This window comes from Pseudomonas helleri (assembly GCF_001043025.1).
GTDB classification, from domain to species: Bacteria; Pseudomonadota; Gammaproteobacteria; order Pseudomonadales; family Pseudomonadaceae; genus Aquipseudomonas; species Aquipseudomonas helleri.
This window is the reverse complement of record NZ_JYLD01000005.1, coordinates 281,181-298,369: the sequence shown is the minus strand read 5'-3', so window position 1 is coordinate 298,369 and position 17,189 is coordinate 281,181. Positions and strand designations below refer to the sequence as shown.

Here is a 17,189-nt window from a genome sequence, read left to right as displayed (position 1 = left end):
CCGGATGTTAACAAATGCTTACCCGTGCGTCAGCCGTCGAGTTCGCTAAAACCGGTCAAGAAATGTGGGCCAATGTAACGCTCGGGCAACGGGAACTCGTCGCGGTATTCCACCTGCACCAGATACAGCCCGTAAGGATGCGCCGTCACGCCGCCTGAGCGACGCTCACGGCTCTCCAGCACTTCTTTGATCCATTCCACCGGACGCTCGCCAGAACCGATGGTCATCAGCACTCCGGCAATATTGCGCACCATGTGATGCAAGAAGGCGCTGGCGCGGATGTCCAGCACGATCATCTGCCCGTGGCGCGTCACACGCAGGTGATGCAGTTCCTTGATCGGCGACTTGGCCTGGCATTGCCCAGCACGGAAGGCACTGAAGTCGTGTATACCGAGCAGGTATTGCGCGGCTTGCGCCATGCGCTCGACGTCCAGCGGGCGGTGGTTCCAGGTGATTTCCTGGTTGAGGTGCGCGGGGCGAATCGGATCGTTGTAGATCACATAGCGGTAACGCCGGGCGATCGCCTTGAAACGCGCATGGAAGTTCGCCGGCATCACCTTTGCCCAACTGACACTGATGTCGTGGGGCAAATTGATGTTGGCGCCCATGACCCACGCCTTCAACGAGCGTTCGGCCTGGGTATCAAAGTGCACCACCTGCCCGCAGGCATGTACCCCGGCATCAGTACGCCCGGCACACATCAACGACACCGGTGAGTCGGCGACTTTTGACAGCGCGTTTTCAAGGGTTTCCTGGACCGTCAGCACGCCATTGGCCTGACGTTGCCAGCCGCTGTAGCGCGAACCTTTGTATTCAACGCCCAGGGCGATGCGGAAAAAGCCTTCGGCGGCCATTTCGGCTGCCGGGTTATCTATATTTGCCAAGGAGTTACAGCCTGCTCATAAACGCAAAGGCGGCCATTATAAGGCCCACCCGCGAAGACGCCATGAATCAAATGACCGGCGCGAACAAATTGAGCGTTGTAGGAGCGAGCTTGCCTCGCGATCTTTTGATCTTTTTAAAAGATCGCGAGGCAAGCTCGCTCCTACAGGGAGGGGTCAGGCCAGGCGGGAGAGCAGTTCGATGGCCTCGGCCTGTTGCTCCGGACTGCCCTCGCCCATGACTTCGGTCAGGATGTCACGCGCGCCTTCGTCGTCGCCCATGTCGATGTAAGCCTGGGCCAGGTCAAGCTTGGTCGCGGCTTCATCGGCGCCCGACAGGAAGTCGAACTCCGGTTCTTCGTCAGCGCCCGCTACAGCTCCGGCAAACGGCTCGGCCATCGCCGGCTGTTCCAGGCTCTGGGACAGGCGCTGCAATTCAGCGTTTACCTTGTCCAGTTCCATCGAGAAGCTGTCCGGCACTTCAGGCACCGCTGGCGCTTCTTCTGCCAGGGACAAATCAAAGTCATCCGGCAGATCAAGGTCAAAATCTGCTGCCTTGTCCAACGCAGCCTGGGTTTCAGCCTGTTGCTCAAGCACCGCATCGAAGCTCTGCCCGCTCGCCTCAACCAGATCATCAAGCCCCTGCTCAGGCGAGACCCGGGTCGGCGAGACCTCTTCCAGATCATCGAGACTCAAGTCGAAGTCGTGGTCAAACTCTTCAACTGGGGGCGTGATCACGGGTGCCGGCTTGAGTTCGGGCTCAGGCTCGACAACCCGGTCGTCGCGCATCATTTCTTTGACGAAATCAGCCTGGAACTGCGAAGCCACCGCTGCCGCGACAATCCCTGCCGCCACCGCAGCCATGGCCGGGTAACGCACCTTGAGCTGAGCCACTTCGGCGTAGTTTTTGCCATTGGCAACCAGTTGGCGCTCTTGCGCGATAAAGGCTTCACGCTCGCCCAACTCGCCATAGACCTGCATTAATTTCAAACGCAGGTCGCTGCGCTGCGGTGCATGGCTGATGGCACTTTCGAGCAACCCGGCCGCTTCATGGAACTGGTGCTGCTGAATCAATTGCTCCGCTTCAACCAGTACTTCAGCGCCTGACTTGGCGGGTGCAGCCACCGGCGCGACAGGTGCGACCACTGCGGCCGGAGCCGGGGTCGGCGCGGGTGCAGGTGCTGGAGCGGCGTCCAGATGAACGCTCGGCGATGCCACTTCAATGCCTTCAAAGCTGCTTTCTGGCAGGTCGAAGTCTGCCGCGAACTCAGGCTCTTCTTCCAGCGCCCGCGCCATACGCGCATGGCGCTCGGCCGCTTGCTGGGCCTTGCGCCGACGTACCAGCAGCAGCAACAAGAGCAACAGCAACAAGACCGCTGCACCACCCACGGCGGCTGTCAGCATCGGGCTGGCGAGCAGGTCCTGGATGTTGCGTTCATCACTGGGCGTATCGCCCGGTGCCGGTGCGACCGCGGTTGCCGGCGCCCCTTCGGTGGCCGGGGCGATGTCGTCTTCAGGTGTGTCTGCCGCCTCGCCTACCAGGCTGGCTGGCAAGGCAGCGCTGGCGTCGAGCGGCGCGGGAGCTTCACCCTGCAACTTGGCCAACTGGTTGTTTTTCAATTCGATCAAGCGTTGCAACTTGTCGACCTGGCTTTGCAGGTCTTGTACCCGGCTTTGCAACTCGGCACTTTGACGACGGCTGCTGTCGAGGCTTTCCTGGGTCATCGCCAGCTTGTCGCTGACATTCTTGGCGTCGCTGCCCGCGCCCTTGCCCGCCTGCCCTGCAACCAGGCTCAAGCCATCTTTGACTTCAGCTTTGGGTTGCGCCGTGGCTGCCGGTTTGCGCGCGGTGGCATCCAGCTGCTGAGCGCGTGGCGCGGTACGCCGACCACTGCGCCAGTCAGCGTTTTGCGTCGCGACTTCGGCAACAGCCTTGGACTGGGCCAACTCGACACTTTGCGCCGCCGTCGGCAAACGCAGCACTTGGCCGGTTTTCAGGCGGTTGATGTTACCGCCGATAAAGGCATCGGGGTTGAGCGCCTGAATCGCCAGCATGGTTTGCTGCACCGAACCGCCATTGCGCGCCTTGGCGGCAATTTCCCACAAGGTGTCACGAGCAGACGTGGTGTATTGCCCTGCTTCCCCGCCGGCAGTGCTGGCTGCGCTAGCCGGAGCTGTCGCCGCGGCGGCTGCGGTTTGTGGCGAATATTTAGCAGGGTCCAGCAGGACGCTGTAGTCACGCATCAAGCGGCCATTGGGCCACATGACTTGCACCAGAAATTTTACGAAAGGTTCCGACAACGGTTGGCTGGAGGTTACCCGCAACACGCTCTTGCCATTGGGATTGATCACCGGGGTAAAACGCAGGTCGTTCAGATACGCCGGATGCGGCACCCCGGCTTTGGTAAATTCGTCTGCCGGGGCCAAGCTTGGCACTACTTCGGCAGCGCTCAGGTCCTTGACGTCCAGCAGCTCGATCTCGGCCAGCAGCGGCTGGTTCTGCGTCGACTTCAGGGTCAGCTCGCCGAGCCCAAGTGCCTGCGCCATACCGGATGACAGCGCCGAAGCGGCGGCTATTGCTAACACTAATTTGCGAACCTGAACCATAGCCTCTTCCTTATTGGTACAGGCCTCGTCCCACGAGACCTGTAAAGCTGCTGCCTGACGACAGTCGAGGGCTGTCATCGGCCCGCGCATTGCCTCATTGAATCTGTAAGCCCTGACAGCAGCTTGACTGCGACGCCGCCTCGGCAAACCCGCCAAATAGCGACGCCAAGTATCTTTTACAGTGGGTCTTTTATCAACAACTCAGCCAGTTGTACGGCGTTCAATGCCGCACCTTTGCGTACGTTATCTGACGCCAGCCACAGATTTAGTTCACTGGCGTCATCGACACCGTGGCGAACGCGGCCGACATACACCACGTCCTGCCCCACCGCATCGCCTACGGCTGTCGGGTAGTCATCGGCCTCTACCCACTCAATCCCCTCACCGGCTTCAAGCGCAGCATTGACGGCCTGCAGGTCAACCGGCGCAGCCAGTTGTAACGACACACTATAGCTATCGCCAAAAAATACCGGAGCTTGAATGCACGTCACGGAAACTTTCAGGCCCGGCATGCCGAGCACTTCACGCAGCTCGGTGACCAGGCGTTTTTCCAGCGGCACATGCCCCTGTTCATCCGGTTTGCCCACCTGCGCCAACAGGTTAAATGCCATCTGGCGGTCGAAGAAACGGGTTTCCAGCGGGTGCATATTCAGCAGTGACGTGGTTTGGCGGGCCAACTCAGACACCGCTTCGCGACCTTGGGCCGAGACCGCCAGGCAAGCGGTGACCGTGACGCGCTGCAAGTCCAGCAATTGACGCAGTGGCGCCAGCACCACCGCCAGCGCGGTGGCCGAAGGGCTTGGGCTGCTGATCTGGAACGGCTGCGCAAGCCCGGCCAGGATATGCCCATTGGACTCAGGCACGATTTGCGGGGCCTGGTCGGCTGGCAATGCGCCCGACAAATCGATCACGCTGCAACCGGCAGCACGGGCCTTGGCGGCAAAGCTCAAGGTTACGGCAGGGCCAGCGGCAAAAAATACAAGTTTGGCTTTGCTGAAATCGAATTCGTCGACTTCACGCACTCGAACGTTTTTACCCCGAAAAGGCACCGAACTGCCGGCCGACTCGCTGCTGGCCAGCAGATGCAAGTTGGCAACCGGGAAGTCGCGCTCTTCAAGGATTTGCACAAGTGTTTCGCCGACAGTGCCGGTGGCGCCGACGACGGCGATATCAAAGGACTGGTTCATGTGTCTACCTCAGGCGAAACGTGGGGAGCGGCACTGTACCGGGAGCCACCGATGGAGGCAACGGACAGCGCTTTGTAGCGCCATGGATGACAATAGCGCATGGATAAAAAAACCCGCGGCCCTTGCGAGACGCGGGTTTTCATTGCAACCGGGGCGATTAACGCTCCAGCAGAATCCGCAGCATGCGGCGCAACGGCTCAGCCGCACCCCACAGCAACTGGTCGCCCACGGTGAATGCACCGAGGAACTGCGAACCCATGTTCAGCTTGCGCAGACGGCCAACCGGCACGTTCAGGGTGCCTGTAACCTTGGTCGGGCTCAGCTCTTGCATGCTGATTTCACGCTGGTTCGGCACCAGTTTGACCCAAGGGTTGTGCTGGCTGATCAAACCTTCGATGTCCGCAATCGGCACATCTTTGTTCAGCTTGATGGTCAAGGCCTGGCTGTGGCAACGCATCGCACCGATACGCACGCAGATGCCGTCAACCGGAACCGGGTTTTTGAAGCGACCCAGGATCTTGTTAGTCTCAGCTTGCGCTTTCCACTCTTCGCGGCTCTGGCCGTTTGGCAGTTCTTTGTCGATCCACGGGATCAAGCTGCCAGCCAATGGCACGCCGAAGTTCTCGGTCGGGTAGGCATCGCTGCGCATGGCTTCGGCCACACGGCGGTCGATATCGAGAATGGCGCTGGCCGGGTCAGCCAGTTGATCGGCGACCGCAGCGTGGGTGGCGCCCATCTGCTTGATCAGCTCACGCATGTTCTGCGCACCGGCACCGGAAGCCGCCTGATAAGTCATGGCGCTCATCCACTCGACCAGACCGGCTTCGAACAGACCGCCAAGGCCCATCAGCATCAAGCTGACGGTGCAGTTGCCACCGATGTAGTTCTTGGTGCCTGCATCCAGCTGCTGGTCGATGACCTTGCGGTTGACCGGATCCAGAATAATGACCGCGTCATCCTGCATGCGCAGGCTCGACGCCGCATCGATCCAGTAACCTTGCCAACCCGCCTCACGCAGCTTTGGGAACACCTCATTGGTGTAGTCGCCGCCCTGGCAGGTCAGAATCACATCGAGGGTTTTTAACTCTTCAATGCTGTAAGCATCCTTCAGCGGGGCAATGTCTTTGCCCACGGAAGGACCCTGCCCACCGACATTGGAGGTAGTGAAAAACACCGGCTCAATAAGATCGAAATCCTGCTCTTCCAGCATCCGCTGCATGAGCACGGAACCAACCATACCGCGCCAACCGACAAGACCTACACGTTTCATCGCAACTACACCTTTAACAAAAAGTGGGGTCGTTACTTCCACCAACAGGAAGTAACGGGCCCGAGAGATTACAGATTCTGTAGCGCCGCGACTACTGCATCGCCCATTTCCTGTGTACCGACCTTGGTGCAACCGGTCGACCAGATGTCACCGGTACGCAGTCCCTGGTCCAAAACCAGGCTCACGGCCTGCTCGATGGCGTCAGCGGCAGCCTGCTGATTGAAGCTGTAACGCAGCATCATCGACACCGACAAAATGGTCGCCAGCGGGTTGGCAATGCCTTTGCCGGCGATGTCCGGCGCCGAACCGTGGCACGGCTCGTACATGCCTTTGTTGTTGGCATCCAGCGAGGCCGACGGCAGCATGCCGATGGAACCTGTGAGCATCGAGGCTTCGTCAGACAGGATGTCGCCGAACATGTTGTCGGTGACGATTACGTCGAACTGCTTGGGTGCACGCACCAGTTGCATGGCCGCGTTGTCGACATACATGTGGCTCAGCTCTACGTCCGGGTAGTCCTTGGCCACTTGCTCGACCACTTCACGCCACAGTTGGCTTGAGGCCAATACGTTGGCTTTGTCGACCGAACACAGCTTTTTGCCACGCACACGGGCCATGTCGAAACCGACGCGGGCAATGCGGCGGATTTCGCTTTCGCTGTACGGCAGCGTGTCATACGACTGACGCTCGCCGTTTTCCAGCTCGCGAGTACCGCGCGGCGCGCCGAAGTAGATACCGCCCGTGAGCTCACGAACGATCAGGATGTCCAGGCCTGCAACGATTTCAGGCTTGAGGCTCGATGCGTCAGCCAGTTGCGGGTACAAAATGGCCGGACGCAGGTTACCGAACAGGCCCAGCTGCGAACGGATTTTCAACAGGCCGCGCTCAGGGCGAATATCACGTTCGATGGTGTCCCACTTCGGGCCACCCACGGCGCCCAGCAATACAGCGTCAGCAGCACGAGCACGCTCCAGGGTCTCGTCAGCCAGCGGCACGCCGTGCTTGTCGATGGCTGCGCCGCCGATCACGTCGTGAGTCAGCTCAAAGCCGAGCTGAAACTTGTCATTGGCCAGTTCAAGCACTTTAACTGCCTGAGCCATGATTTCTGGGCCAATACCGTCGCCTGGGAGAATCAGAATCTGCTTGCTCATGTGTTCCTCTGTCTTGTCGGTTGATGCCCCCGCAGGCGCATCCTGAAAATTTTAAAAAAACCGTGGGAGCGGGCTTGCTCGCGATTCAGGCGCCTCGGTTCAAGAGACAAACCGGGGTTTATCCTCGCGAGCAAGCCCGCTCTCACACTTCAAAAAATACGCTTATCAAGCGTCACGGAACAACCATGGCTGGCTTGCGCGGTGCTTGCTTTCAAACGCTGCAATCGAATCGCTGTCCTGCAAGGTCAAGCCGATGTCATCGAGGCCGTTGAGCAGGCAATGCTTGCGGAATGCATCGATCTCAAAGTTCAACACTTTACCGTCAGGACGGGTCACGGTCTGGGCTTGCAGGTCGATGTTGAGCTGATAACCCGGCGTCGCTTCAACCTGGGCGAACAGCTCGTCCACTTCAGCGTCGCTCAAAATAATCGGCAACAGGCCGTTTTTGAAGCTGTTATTGAAGAAGATGTCGGCGTAGCTCGGCGCGATGATGCTGCGAAAGCCGTACTCTTCCAGGGCCCAAGGGGCGTGTTCACGGCTGGAGCCGCAGCCGAAGTTTTCACGGGCCAACAACACGCTGGCGCCCTGATAGCGCTCGGCGTTGAGCACGAAGTCCTTGTTCAAGGGGCGCTTGGAGTTGTCCTGGTAAGGCTGGCCCACGTCCAGGTAGCGCCACTCGTCAAACAGGTTCGGGCCAAAGCCGGTGCGTTTGATCGACTTCAAAAACTGTTTCGGGATGATCTGGTCGGTGTCGACGTTGGCGCGATCCAAAGGTGCGACAAGCCCGGTGTGCTGGGTAAAAGCTTTCATGCTGCGCTCCTTAAATCAATTCACGGACGTCGATAAAGCGACCGTTTACCGCCGCGGCAGCGGCCATGGCCGGGCTCACCAGGTGAGTACGACCACCGGCACCCTGACGGCCTTCGAAGTTACGGTTGGAGGTCGAAGCGCAGTGCTCGCCCGACTCCAGACGGTCCGGGTTCATGGCCAGACACATCGAGCAACCTGGCTCACGCCATTCAAAACCGGCTTCGAGGAAGATTTTGTCCAGGCCTTCAGCCTCGGCCTGTTCTTTAACCAGGCCCGAACCTGGCACCACAATCGCCTGCTTGATGGTCGAAGCCACTTTGCGGCCTTTGGCAATCACTGCCGCAGCGCGCAAGTCTTCGATCCGCGAGTTGGTGCACGAACCAATGAATACGCGGTCCAGCTGGATGTCGGTGATCGCCTGATTGGCGCTCAAGCCCATGTACTTCAAGGCACGCTCAATCGAGCCACGCTTGACCAAGTCAGCTTCCTGCGCCGGATCCGGCACGTTCTGATCCACGGCCAAGACCATTTCTGGCGAAGTACCCCAGCTCACCTGCGGCTTGATCTGGGCTGCATCGAGTTCAACCACGGTGTCGAACGTGGCGTCGGCATCCGACACCAGGTCTTTCCAGGCTTCTACGGCCAAGTCCCACTCAGCGCCTTTGGGTGCGAACGGACGACCCTTGACGTACGCCACGGTTTTTTCGTCGGCAGCCACCAGGCCCACACGGGCACCGGCTTCAATCGACATGTTGCAGATGGTCATGCGGCCTTCTACCGACAAGTCGCGAATCGCGCTACCGGCAAATTCAATGGCGTGGCCATTACCGCCAGCGGTGCCGATTTTGCCAATCACGGCCAGCACGATGTCTTTGGCGGTCACGCCGAACGGCAATTGCCCTTCGACCAAGACCAGCATGTTCTTCATTTTTTTCGCGACCAGGCACTGCGTGGCGAGCACATGCTCAACCTCGGAGGTGCCGATACCATGAGCCAATGCGCCAAACGCGCCGTGGGTCGAGGTGTGCGAGTCGCCGCAAACGACGGTCATGCCCGGCAAGGTGGCGCCCTGCTCCGGGCCAATCACGTGCACGATGCCTTGGCGGACGTCGTTCATCTTGAATTCAGTGATGCCGTACTCGTCGCAGTTGTCGTCGAGGGTTTGCACCTGCAAACGGGAAACCTGGTCAGCAATCGCTTCGATCCCACCCTTGCGCTCTGGCGTGGTCGGTACGTTGTGGTCCGGGGTCGCGATGTTGGCATCGATGCGCCAAGGCTTGCGCCCGGCCAGACGCAGGCCCTCAAAGGCTTGCGGCGACGTCACTTCGTGAATGATATGACGGTCGATGTAGATCAGCGCCGAACCATCGTCGCGCTGTTTGACCAAATGCGAATCCCAGAGCTTGTCGTAGAGCGTTTTGCCGGCCATCAGACGGTTTCCTCATCAGCTACTTTCTATGCCAATAACCACTTGGCTTGTGAGGTCGATGCTATGGGGTTACAGTGAATAACTCAAATTCATATTTTTTATGCTTTGGATAACCAACAGGAATTCACCTAGATGGATCTCGCGAATCTCAACGCTTTCATCGCCATTGCAGAAACCGGAAGCTTCTCTGGCGCCGCCGAACGGTTGTTTTTAACCCAGCCTGCGATCAGCAAACGCATCGCCAGCATTGAGCAGCAACTCAAGCTGCGACTGTTTGACCGGCTGGGTCGCGAGGTCAGTTTGACCGAGGCAGGCCGGGCGTTGCTGCCACGCGCCTACCAGATTCTCAACGTGCTGGATGACACCCGACGGGCGCTCAACAACCTTAATGGTGAAGTCAGCGGACGCCTGACTCTGGCCACCAGTCACCATATCGGCCTGCACCGTTTGCCGCCGTTGCTACGTGAGTTCACCCGCACGTATCCCAAAGTTGCGCTGGATATTCAGTTCCTGGATTCAGAAGTTGCCTACGAAGAAATTCTCCATGGCCGCGCCGAATTGGCCGTTATCACCCTGGCGCCGGAACCTCACTCGCTGATTCGCGCGGTGCCGGTGTGGGACGACCCGCTGGATTTCGTGGTGGCGCCCGAGCACAGCCTCACTCAGCAAGCCAGCGTGAGCATGTCGGACATTGCTCACCACCCGGCGGTGTTTCCGGGAGGCAACACCTTTACTCACCATATCGTGCAGCGCCTGTTTGAAGGCCAGGGCCTCACACCCAATATCGCCATGAGCACCAACTACCTGGAAACCATCAAGATGATGGTGTCCATCGGTCTGGCATGGAGCGTGTTGCCGCGCACCATGCTCGATGAACAAGTGGCCTCAATCGCCTTGCCGGGCATACAACTGACACGTCAACTAGGCTATATCGTGCACACCGAAAGAACTTTGTCGAACGCCGCACACGCTTTCATGACACTGCTGGATGCCCAAGTCGACACGCTGCACACTGAGCAACCCTGAAAACACCGGTTCAGGCATGGATCGTTTTCAAGATTTTCAGCCCAAGGACTGCAGTCAATGTCAAACCCCACGGATGCGCTGCACCCTGCCCCTGATGCGTCTGATATCGACCTGTCAGCCCTGGACAATCACGCGCTGAGTGCCACGCAACTGCTCACCGCCATGAACGCAGCCCAACTGGGCGCCTGGTGCTGGGAACTCAACAGTGGCGACTTGCATTGGTCGAATGGAGCCCACGTTTTTTTTGGCTTTGATTCAGCCCTTGCGCTGCCCGGTAACCTTCAGCAATTGGCCTCCCTGCCCTTTGACGACTGGCCCAAGGCCCAACAGGCCTTCGACGCGATTATCAACGGCAAGCAATTACTAAAACCCATTCATTACCGGGTGCGCTGGCCTGATGGCAGCCTGCACTGGCTGGAGATTCACGGCAGCCAGGTCCCCGGCGATGACCCGAACCCACGGATCATGGGGGTGATTCGCGACGTCACCCTGCAACGTCAGCGCCAGCAAGCGCTGAACAGTTCAGAGCAACGCTTTTCGACGCTGTTTCAGCTGTCACCGCACATGGTTTTGCTGGTACGCATCGAAGACGGGCTGATCAGCGAAGCCAACCATAGCTTTGAAAGCCAGTTGGGCTGGACCGCCGCCGAAGCCATTGGCCGTACCACGGTTGAGCTGGGCATCTGGCCAGACCCGGCGCAGCGCCTGCAATTCACCAAAGCCGTCAGTCAGCAGAACGCACCGATCACTCTGGAAGTGCAATTGGCCGACCGTCACGGTCAGTTTCATGAAGGCATGCTGAGCGCGCAAAAAGTCGAACTGGAGGGCGAGGCGTACCTGATCAGCACCTTCGTCGACAACCGTCTACGCAAAGAAGCCGAGCAAGCGCTGATTGAAAGCCAGGAACGCCTGGACCTTGCACTCGACTCGGCGCAACTGGGCACTTGGGACTGGCACATCCCCACCGGCCGCCTGTATGGCTCGGCCCGCGCCGCTCAACTGCATGGCCTGCCCGCAGAGCCGTTCAACGAATCATTTGACGCGTTTTTTGAAGGCGTGCCCGAAGAAGAACGCTTCAACATGCGCAATGCCTACCGCTCGCTGCGCGAAGGCCCGGCCGGCAATTACCAACTGACTTACCGTGTGCCGCTGGCTCACGGCGCCTCACGCTACCTGGAAAGCCGTGCCCGGCTGTACCGCGATGCAGCGGACAAACCGCTGCGCATGGCCGGCACTTTGCTCGACATCACCGACCAGGTAGAGCGCGAACAGCGCTTGAGCGCCTCAGAAGAAAAGTTTGCCAGTGTCTTCCAGACCAGCCCCGACCCCATTTGCGTGATGCTCGCAGACAGCGCGCACTTTATCGAAATCAACACCAGCTTCACCCAGACCTTTGGCTGGACCGTGGCCGACCTGCAAGAAGGTGCAGACACCAGCAGCGCCCTGACCGACGCCAGCGCCCAGCACCTGCGCCAGTTACAGCGCATTATCCGCGCCCCGGCACAGACCAACCCGGCGTTAACCTTGCACCACAAAAATGGCGAACCGCTGACCTGCGTATTGTCCAGCCGCCACATCGAGGTCAATGGCCAGCCGTGCATCGTCACCACCCTGCGCGACATTACCCAGCAACAGCGGGCCGAAGCCGCGCTCAAGGCCAGCGAAGAAAAATTCGCCAAGGCTTTTCACTCAAGCCCCGACGCCATCACCATCAGCGAACTGGTGAGCGGTCGTTACCTTGAAGTCAACGACGGCTTCACCCGGCTGACAGGCTACAGCAGCGACGAAGTGATTGGCCGCAGCCCGTATGAGCTGGGGATTTGGGGCGACAGCTCGAAGCGTCAGGCGCTGCTTGATGAACTGCGTGAAAAGGGCCGCATCAGCAACCGCGAGGTGCTTGGCCGGGCCAAAAACGGCAGCCCGCTCACGGTCGAAATTTCAATAGAGCTGATTACCCTAAACGAGGCGCCCTGCTTGCTGCTGACCGCCCGCGACATCAGCCAATTGAAAAGCGCCCAGGCGCAAGTCCGGCACCTGGCGTACCACGACCCTTTGACCAACCTGCCGAACCGCGCCCTGCTGATGGACCGCCTGAGCCAGCAGACCTCACTGCTCAAGCGCCATGATTTGCGCGGTGCGCTGTTGTTTCTGGACCTTGATCACTTCAAGCACATCAACGACTCATTGGGGCACCCGGTGGGCGATTCGGTGTTGCGCATCATCACCGCGCGCCTGGAAGCCAGCGTGCGCAGCGAAGACACCGTGGCCCGTTTGGGTGGTGATGAATTCGTGGTGCTGCTGACCGGGCTTAAAGGCTCGCAGCAAGAGGTCACTGACGCGGTGTGCCATATCGCCGACACTATTCGCCAATTACTCGCCGAGCCAATGTTCCTCGACGGCCAGCGCCTGCAAGTGACGCCCAGCATTGGTATCGCGCTGATTCCCGACCACGGCGCCAACCCGGCCGACCTGCTCAAGCGCGCCGACATTGCGCTGTACCGGGCCAAGGATGCCGGGCGCAACACCACGCAACTGTTTCACTTTGAAATGCAGACCGCTGCCAGCCAGCGCATGCGCATGGAAAGCGATTTGCGCCAGGCGCTGGCTCGCAGCGAATTCAGCCTGCACTTTCAACCGCAAGTCGACGCCCGCAGCAACCGCATCGTTGGTGCTGAAGCCTTGCTGCGCTGGACGCACCCGGAGCTGGGACCGCAGTCACCCAGCGAGTTTATTAAAATCCTCGAAGACAGCGGTCTGATTCTGGAAGCGGGCACCTGGGTGCTCGATGAGGCGTGCCGTGCTTTCAGCGAACTGCTCAAAGAAGGCCTGCTCGACCCGGAGGGTTTCAGCCTGTGCGTCAACATCAGCCCACGGCAATTTTTGCAGAGCGACTTTGTTGAGCGGGTCCAACGCAGCCTGTTGAATCACCACCTGCCCTACTCGATGCTCAAATTGGAAGTCACCGAAGGCATCGTGATTCAAAACCTGGAAGACACCATCGAAAAAATGCACCAGTTGATCGCCCTGGGCGCCAGCTTTGCGATGGACGACTTCGGCACCGGTTATTCCTCCCTGACCCATCTCAAGCGCTTGCCGGTCGACACCCTGAAAATTGACCAGTCGTTTGTGCGTGACGCAATCCAGGACCCCAACGATGCCGAGATTATCCGCGCCATCGCCGCCATGGCCCATAGTCTCGGCCTGACCGTGGTGGCTGAAGGCGTTGAGCAACTGGCGCAGTTGACGTATTTGCAAACACTGGACTGCCATTTGTATCAGGGCTATCTGCACAGCAGGCCAGTGCCCTTGGCGCAATTTCGCGAGCTGTTACAAAAAACCCCGTAGTCGCTGACGAGGCACGAAGGCTGCGATGCGGGCCGCAGGACCGCCGATTGGGGTCGCTGCGCAACCCATCGCAGCCTTCGTACCTCGTCAGCGACTACAAGATCCTGGGTTACATCCGGCCGAACTTGCCCGACTGGAAGTCCCTGAACGCCTGATGAATCTCAGCCTCGCTGTTCATCACAAACGGACCGTGACCAACGATGGGCTCGTCGATCGGCTCACCGCTGAGAATCAACAACACGGCATCGTGACTGGCGTGCAGTTTTATCTGCGTGCCTTCACGTTCGAACAGCGCCAGTTGGCCTTCGCCCACTGCTTGCGCGCCATTAACCTCAACCGTGCCGTGCAACACAACCAGCGCCGAGTTGCGGCCCGCAGGCAGGTCAAAGGTTGCCGACTTGCCCGCGTTCAGGCGTATGTCCCACACATCGATGTCAGTGAACGTACGCGCCGGGCCACGTGTGCCATCGAACTCACCGGCAATCAAACGCAAGGTGCCGGCATTGTCCTTGAGCGCCAACTGTGGAATTTCGCGGTCCAGAATGCCTTGGTAACCCGGCTTGGCCATTTTGTCCTTGGCGGGCAGATTCACCCACAGCTGGACCATTTCCAGTGCACCGCCACTGCGGGCAAACGCCTCTGAGTGGAACTCTTCGTGAAGGATGCCGGACGCCGCCGTCATCCACTGCACATCACCGGGCCCGATGATCCCGCCGTTGCCGGTGGAGTCACGGTGTTCAACTTCGCCTTTATAGACGATGGTCACTGTCTCGAAGCCGCGATGCGGGTGTTGCCCGACGCCACGACGCTCAGTGGTCGGCGTGAACTCGGCTGGGCCCGCGTAATCCAGCAAAAGGAACGGGCTGATGTGCTTGCCCATCGTGTCGTAGGAAAACAACGTGCGCACCGGGAAGCCATCGCCGACCCAATGACCTCGTGGCGCGGTGTAGAGACCCATAATGTTTTTCATGTTGCACCTCCTGTCATGCATGGCAACCACTATAGATTCGCATCACCCATAGCACTAGATGGCAATTTTGAATTATATCGTTCCACAGATAGAACGATCACTCCAACGCCCCAAACCCCCGTCTAAATTTCTGCGTCATCCCCTCGTCCCCTCCTGATAGCAAAGGCCGTATAGCGGCGGATTTCTACTGAGATGGCGATGACTAAATCACGCAGCAAAAAAGCCCTGTTTATCGGTATTCCTCTGGCGCTGGCCGTGGCCATCGGCGGCGGATTTTTGGCCTGGGACGCGTTTTACAAAGGCAATGCCGGCTACCCGCTGAGCATCGTCAAACAGGCCGATGAACTGCAAAACCGCCTGCTGTCATTCGACAGCCATATCACCGTGCCGCTGGAGTTCGGCAGCGCAGGCAATGAAGCCGACAAAGACGGCCCCGGCCAGTTCGACCTGGTCAAGGCAGCCAAAGGCCGGTTGTCGGGCGCCGCGCTGACGATCTTCGGCTGGCCAGAAATCTGGAACGGTCCGAACGCCCCGCACCGCCCAACCGCAGGCTTTGTCGACGCCGTGCGTAATGATCAAGAGGTGCGCTACACCATCATCAGCGCCATAGTGCGTGACTTTCCCGAGCAAGTGGCCATTGCCTACACCCCGGATGATTTCCGGCGTCTGCACGGCGAAGGCAAGTTTGCGATTTTTATCAGCATGCTCAACGCCTACCCATTGGGTAATGACCTGAACCAACTGGACAAATGGGCCGCGCGCGGCATGCGCATGTTCGGCTTCAGCTATGTCGGCAACAACGACTGGGCCGACTCTTCACGCCCGCTGCCCTTTTTCAATGACACCCCCGACGCCCTGAACGGTCTGTCAGACACCGGCAAACAGGCCGTCAAGCGCTTGAACGATCTGGGCGTGATCATCGACGTTTCGCAAATGTCGAGCAAAGCGCTGGAGCAAGTCAGCCAGCTCAGCCGTACCCCGCTGGTGGCGTCGCACTCTGCCCCACGGGCGCTGGTCGACATCCCGCGCAATCTCAGCGACAAGGACATGCAACGGATCAAAGACACTGGCGGCGTGGTGCAAATTGTCGGTTTCGGCACTTACTTGCGCCCGCTGAGCCAGGCCAGCCAGGACAAGCTCAATACCCTGCGCAGCCAGTTTGATTTGCCGCCCTTGCACAACCTCGAAATGGCCCTGATGCCCGGTGACGCGATCATTACCGTGTGGCCAGAACAACGTTTCGGCCAATACGCCAGCGGGCTGTACGACATCGTCGAGCATGAGCCCAAAGCCACCTTGAAAGACTACGGCGATGCCATTGACTACGCGGTGAAAAAAATCGGCATCGACCATGTCGGTATCAGCTCTGACTTCAACGATGGCGGCGGCCTGGAAGGCTGGAAAGACGTGAGCGAGACCCGCAACGTCACCGCCGAGCTGCTCCAGCGCGGCTATTCAGAAGCCGACATCGCCAAGCTTTGGGGCGGTAATTTCCTGCGGGTCTGGGACACCGTGCAAAAAGCCGCCAACCCTATCTCCCAGTGAAGTGTTTAACCATGCCCACGCTAAAACCGCTGTATTGCCTGTTGTTCGCCAGTGCCCTGCCCGCCTTGGCCCACGCTGCCCCGGCTGCCGAACCGGGCACGGTCTTTCAAGATTGCAAAAACTGCCCGCAAATGGTGGTGCTGCCGGCGGGCAGTTTCGTCATGGGCACCCCTGACGATGAAGTCGGCCGCGAACCTGATGAAGGCCCGATGCACACCGTGACCTTCAGCAAGCCGGTGGCGATCAGCCGCTTTCAAGTCACGGCAGGCGAATTTGATGCGTACATCAAGGAAACCGGGGTCAAGATTGCCGACGGCGACGACCGCCCCGGGCGCAAATGCACGGCGAGCAAACCCAGCTACCCGCAGGGGCCGCGTCAGCCCGCGGTGTGCATGGACTTTGAAGACGTTAAGCAATATGTCAGCTGGCTGGCAAAAAAGACCGGCAAGCCGTACCGCATGGTCAGCGAGGCCACCCGCGAATACGCCGCCAGGGCCGGATCGACCGGGCCTTTCCCGTTCCCGATGGATGAAGGCAAGCCCTACAGCATCGCCAAGCACGCCAATACCTACGGCCCTGCAGATGGCTACAGCTACAGCTCGCCGGTCGGCAGCTACCCGGCCAACGCCTTTGGCGTGTATGACATGCACGGCAACGTGTACGAATGGCTCGCAGACTGCAAACACAACGACTACGTGGGCGCACCCACCGATGGCAGCGCCTGGGTGACTGAGTGCGCGGGCGAACTGATGCAGATCCGCGGCAATGACTGGGGCGAAGCCCCGGTGTTCTCACGCTCGGGCAACCGTAACGACATTTACCCGCAAACCCGTGGCGACTGGATCGGCTTCAGGGTTGAGCGCGATCTTTAAAGCCCATAACCTTATTGTAGGAGCGGGCTTGCTCGCGATACGGGCGGCTCAGTTTGTCTGTCGTCCCCGGTAATGCTATCGCGAGCAAGCCCGCTC

General features: G+C 59.4%; 12 protein-coding genes. 4 read left to right on the top strand and 8 right to left on the bottom strand.

Annotated features, from left to right (window positions below):
- Positions 1 to 29: 29 nt before the first annotated feature.
- The 7 genes from truA to leuC form a co-directional block, all read right to left on the bottom strand.
- Positions 30 to 854 carry a tRNA pseudouridine(38-40) synthase TruA gene (gene truA, locus TU84_RS10635; RefSeq protein ID WP_048369013.1) on the bottom strand — a complete coding sequence of 275 codons (825 nt, stop codon included), beginning with the start codon at positions 852 to 854 and terminating at the stop codon, positions 30 to 32.
- 204 nt (positions 855 to 1,058) lie between these two features.
- Positions 1,059 to 3,488, bottom strand: coding sequence for a FimV/HubP family polar landmark protein (locus TU84_RS10630; protein WP_048369012.1), 2,430 nt, complete (start codon positions 3,486 to 3,488; stop codon positions 1,059 to 1,061).
- Between the two features lie 176 nt (positions 3,489 to 3,664).
- Entirely contained in the window at positions 3,665 to 4,675 is a 1,011-nt protein-coding gene (locus tag TU84_RS10625; protein WP_048369011.1) for an aspartate-semialdehyde dehydrogenase, read from the bottom strand.
- A gap of 157 nt (positions 4,676 to 4,832) precedes the next feature.
- Positions 4,833 to 5,945, bottom strand: coding sequence for an aspartate-semialdehyde dehydrogenase (gene asd, locus TU84_RS10620; protein ID WP_048369010.1), 1,113 nt, complete (start codon positions 5,943 to 5,945; stop codon positions 4,833 to 4,835).
- Positions 5,946 to 6,013: 68 nt separating this feature from the next.
- Complete coding sequence (gene leuB, locus TU84_RS10615) at positions 6,014 to 7,096, bottom strand: 3-isopropylmalate dehydrogenase (protein WP_048369009.1); 1,083 nt, start codon at positions 7,094 to 7,096, stop codon at positions 6,014 to 6,016.
- 165 nt (positions 7,097 to 7,261) lie between these two features.
- Positions 7,262 to 7,906 (bottom strand): 3-isopropylmalate dehydratase small subunit, encoded by a 645-nt coding sequence (gene leuD / locus TU84_RS10610; RefSeq protein ID WP_048369008.1) that lies wholly within the window; start codon positions 7,904 to 7,906, stop codon positions 7,262 to 7,264.
- A gap of 10 nt (positions 7,907 to 7,916) precedes the next feature.
- A complete protein-coding gene (leuC, locus tag TU84_RS10605; protein ID WP_048369007.1) occupies positions 7,917 to 9,335 on the bottom strand; it encodes a 3-isopropylmalate dehydratase large subunit in 1,419 nt (472 codons plus the stop codon).
- Positions 9,336 to 9,467: 132 nt separating this feature from the next.
- Between leuC and TU84_RS10600 the strand changes: the two genes are divergently transcribed.
- Both TU84_RS10600 and TU84_RS10595 read left to right on the top strand, forming a co-directional pair.
- Entirely contained in the window at positions 9,468 to 10,361 is an 894-nt protein-coding gene (locus TU84_RS10600) for a LysR family transcriptional regulator (RefSeq protein WP_048369006.1), read from the top strand.
- A 57-nt stretch (positions 10,362 to 10,418) separates the two neighbouring features.
- Positions 10,419 to 13,706, top strand: a complete 3,288-nt coding sequence (locus TU84_RS10595; RefSeq protein WP_082148665.1) for a bifunctional diguanylate cyclase/phosphodiesterase — start codon at positions 10,419 to 10,421, stop codon at positions 13,704 to 13,706.
- 109 nt (positions 13,707 to 13,815) lie between these two features.
- On the opposite strand, the gene TU84_RS10590 is transcribed toward TU84_RS10595, so the two are convergent.
- Complete coding sequence (locus tag TU84_RS10590; RefSeq protein WP_048369005.1) at positions 13,816 to 14,676, bottom strand: pirin family protein; 861 nt, start codon at positions 14,674 to 14,676, stop codon at positions 13,816 to 13,818.
- A gap of 198 nt (positions 14,677 to 14,874) precedes the next feature.
- Here TU84_RS10590 and pvdM point away from each other — a divergent pair, with 198 nt between their 5' ends.
- Complete coding sequence (gene pvdM / locus TU84_RS10585; protein ID WP_048369004.1) at positions 14,875 to 16,221, top strand: pyoverdine-tailoring dipeptidase-like protein PvdM; 1,347 nt, start codon at positions 14,875 to 14,877, stop codon at positions 16,219 to 16,221.
- An 11-nt stretch (positions 16,222 to 16,232) separates the two neighbouring features.
- Positions 16,233 to 17,093, top strand: a complete 861-nt coding sequence (pvdO, locus tag TU84_RS10580; protein ID WP_048369003.1) for a dihydropyoverdine dehydrogenase — start codon at positions 16,233 to 16,235, stop codon at positions 17,091 to 17,093.
- Positions 17,094 to 17,189: the final 96 nt, after the last annotated feature.

Excerpts from the sequence above, each read along its gene's own strand:
- TU84_RS10625 (WP_048369011.1), bottom strand. The coding sequence starts at position 4,675 with ATGAACCAGTCCTTTGATATCGCCGTCGTCGGCGCCACCGGCACTGTC.
- leuD (WP_048369008.1), bottom strand. The coding sequence starts at position 7,906 with ATGAAAGCTTTTACCCAGCACACCGGGCTTGTCGCACCTTTGGATCGC.
- pvdM (WP_048369004.1), top strand. The coding sequence starts at position 14,875 with ATGACTAAATCACGCAGCAAAAAAGCCCTGTTTATCGGTATTCCTCTG.
- TU84_RS10590 (WP_048369005.1), bottom strand. The coding sequence starts at position 14,676 with ATGAAAAACATTATGGGTCTCTACACCGCGCCACGAGGTCATTGGGTC.
- TU84_RS10600 (WP_048369006.1), top strand. The coding sequence starts at position 9,468 with ATGGATCTCGCGAATCTCAACGCTTTCATCGCCATTGCAGAAACCGGA.
- TU84_RS10630 (WP_048369012.1), bottom strand. The coding sequence starts at position 3,488 with ATGGTTCAGGTTCGCAAATTAGTGTTAGCAATAGCCGCCGCTTCGGCG.
- TU84_RS10595 (WP_082148665.1), top strand. The coding sequence starts at position 10,419 with ATGTCAAACCCCACGGATGCGCTGCACCCTGCCCCTGATGCGTCTGAT.
- leuC (WP_048369007.1), bottom strand. The coding sequence starts at position 9,335 with ATGGCCGGCAAAACGCTCTACGACAAGCTCTGGGATTCGCATTTGGTC.
- pvdO (WP_048369003.1), top strand. The coding sequence starts at position 16,233 with ATGCCCACGCTAAAACCGCTGTATTGCCTGTTGTTCGCCAGTGCCCTG.
- leuB (WP_048369009.1), bottom strand. The coding sequence starts at position 7,096 with ATGAGCAAGCAGATTCTGATTCTCCCAGGCGACGGTATTGGCCCAGAA.
- asd (WP_048369010.1), bottom strand. The coding sequence starts at position 5,945 with ATGAAACGTGTAGGTCTTGTCGGTTGGCGCGGTATGGTTGGTTCCGTG.
- truA (WP_048369013.1), bottom strand. The coding sequence starts at position 854 with ATGGCCGCCGAAGGCTTTTTCCGCATCGCCCTGGGCGTTGAATACAAA.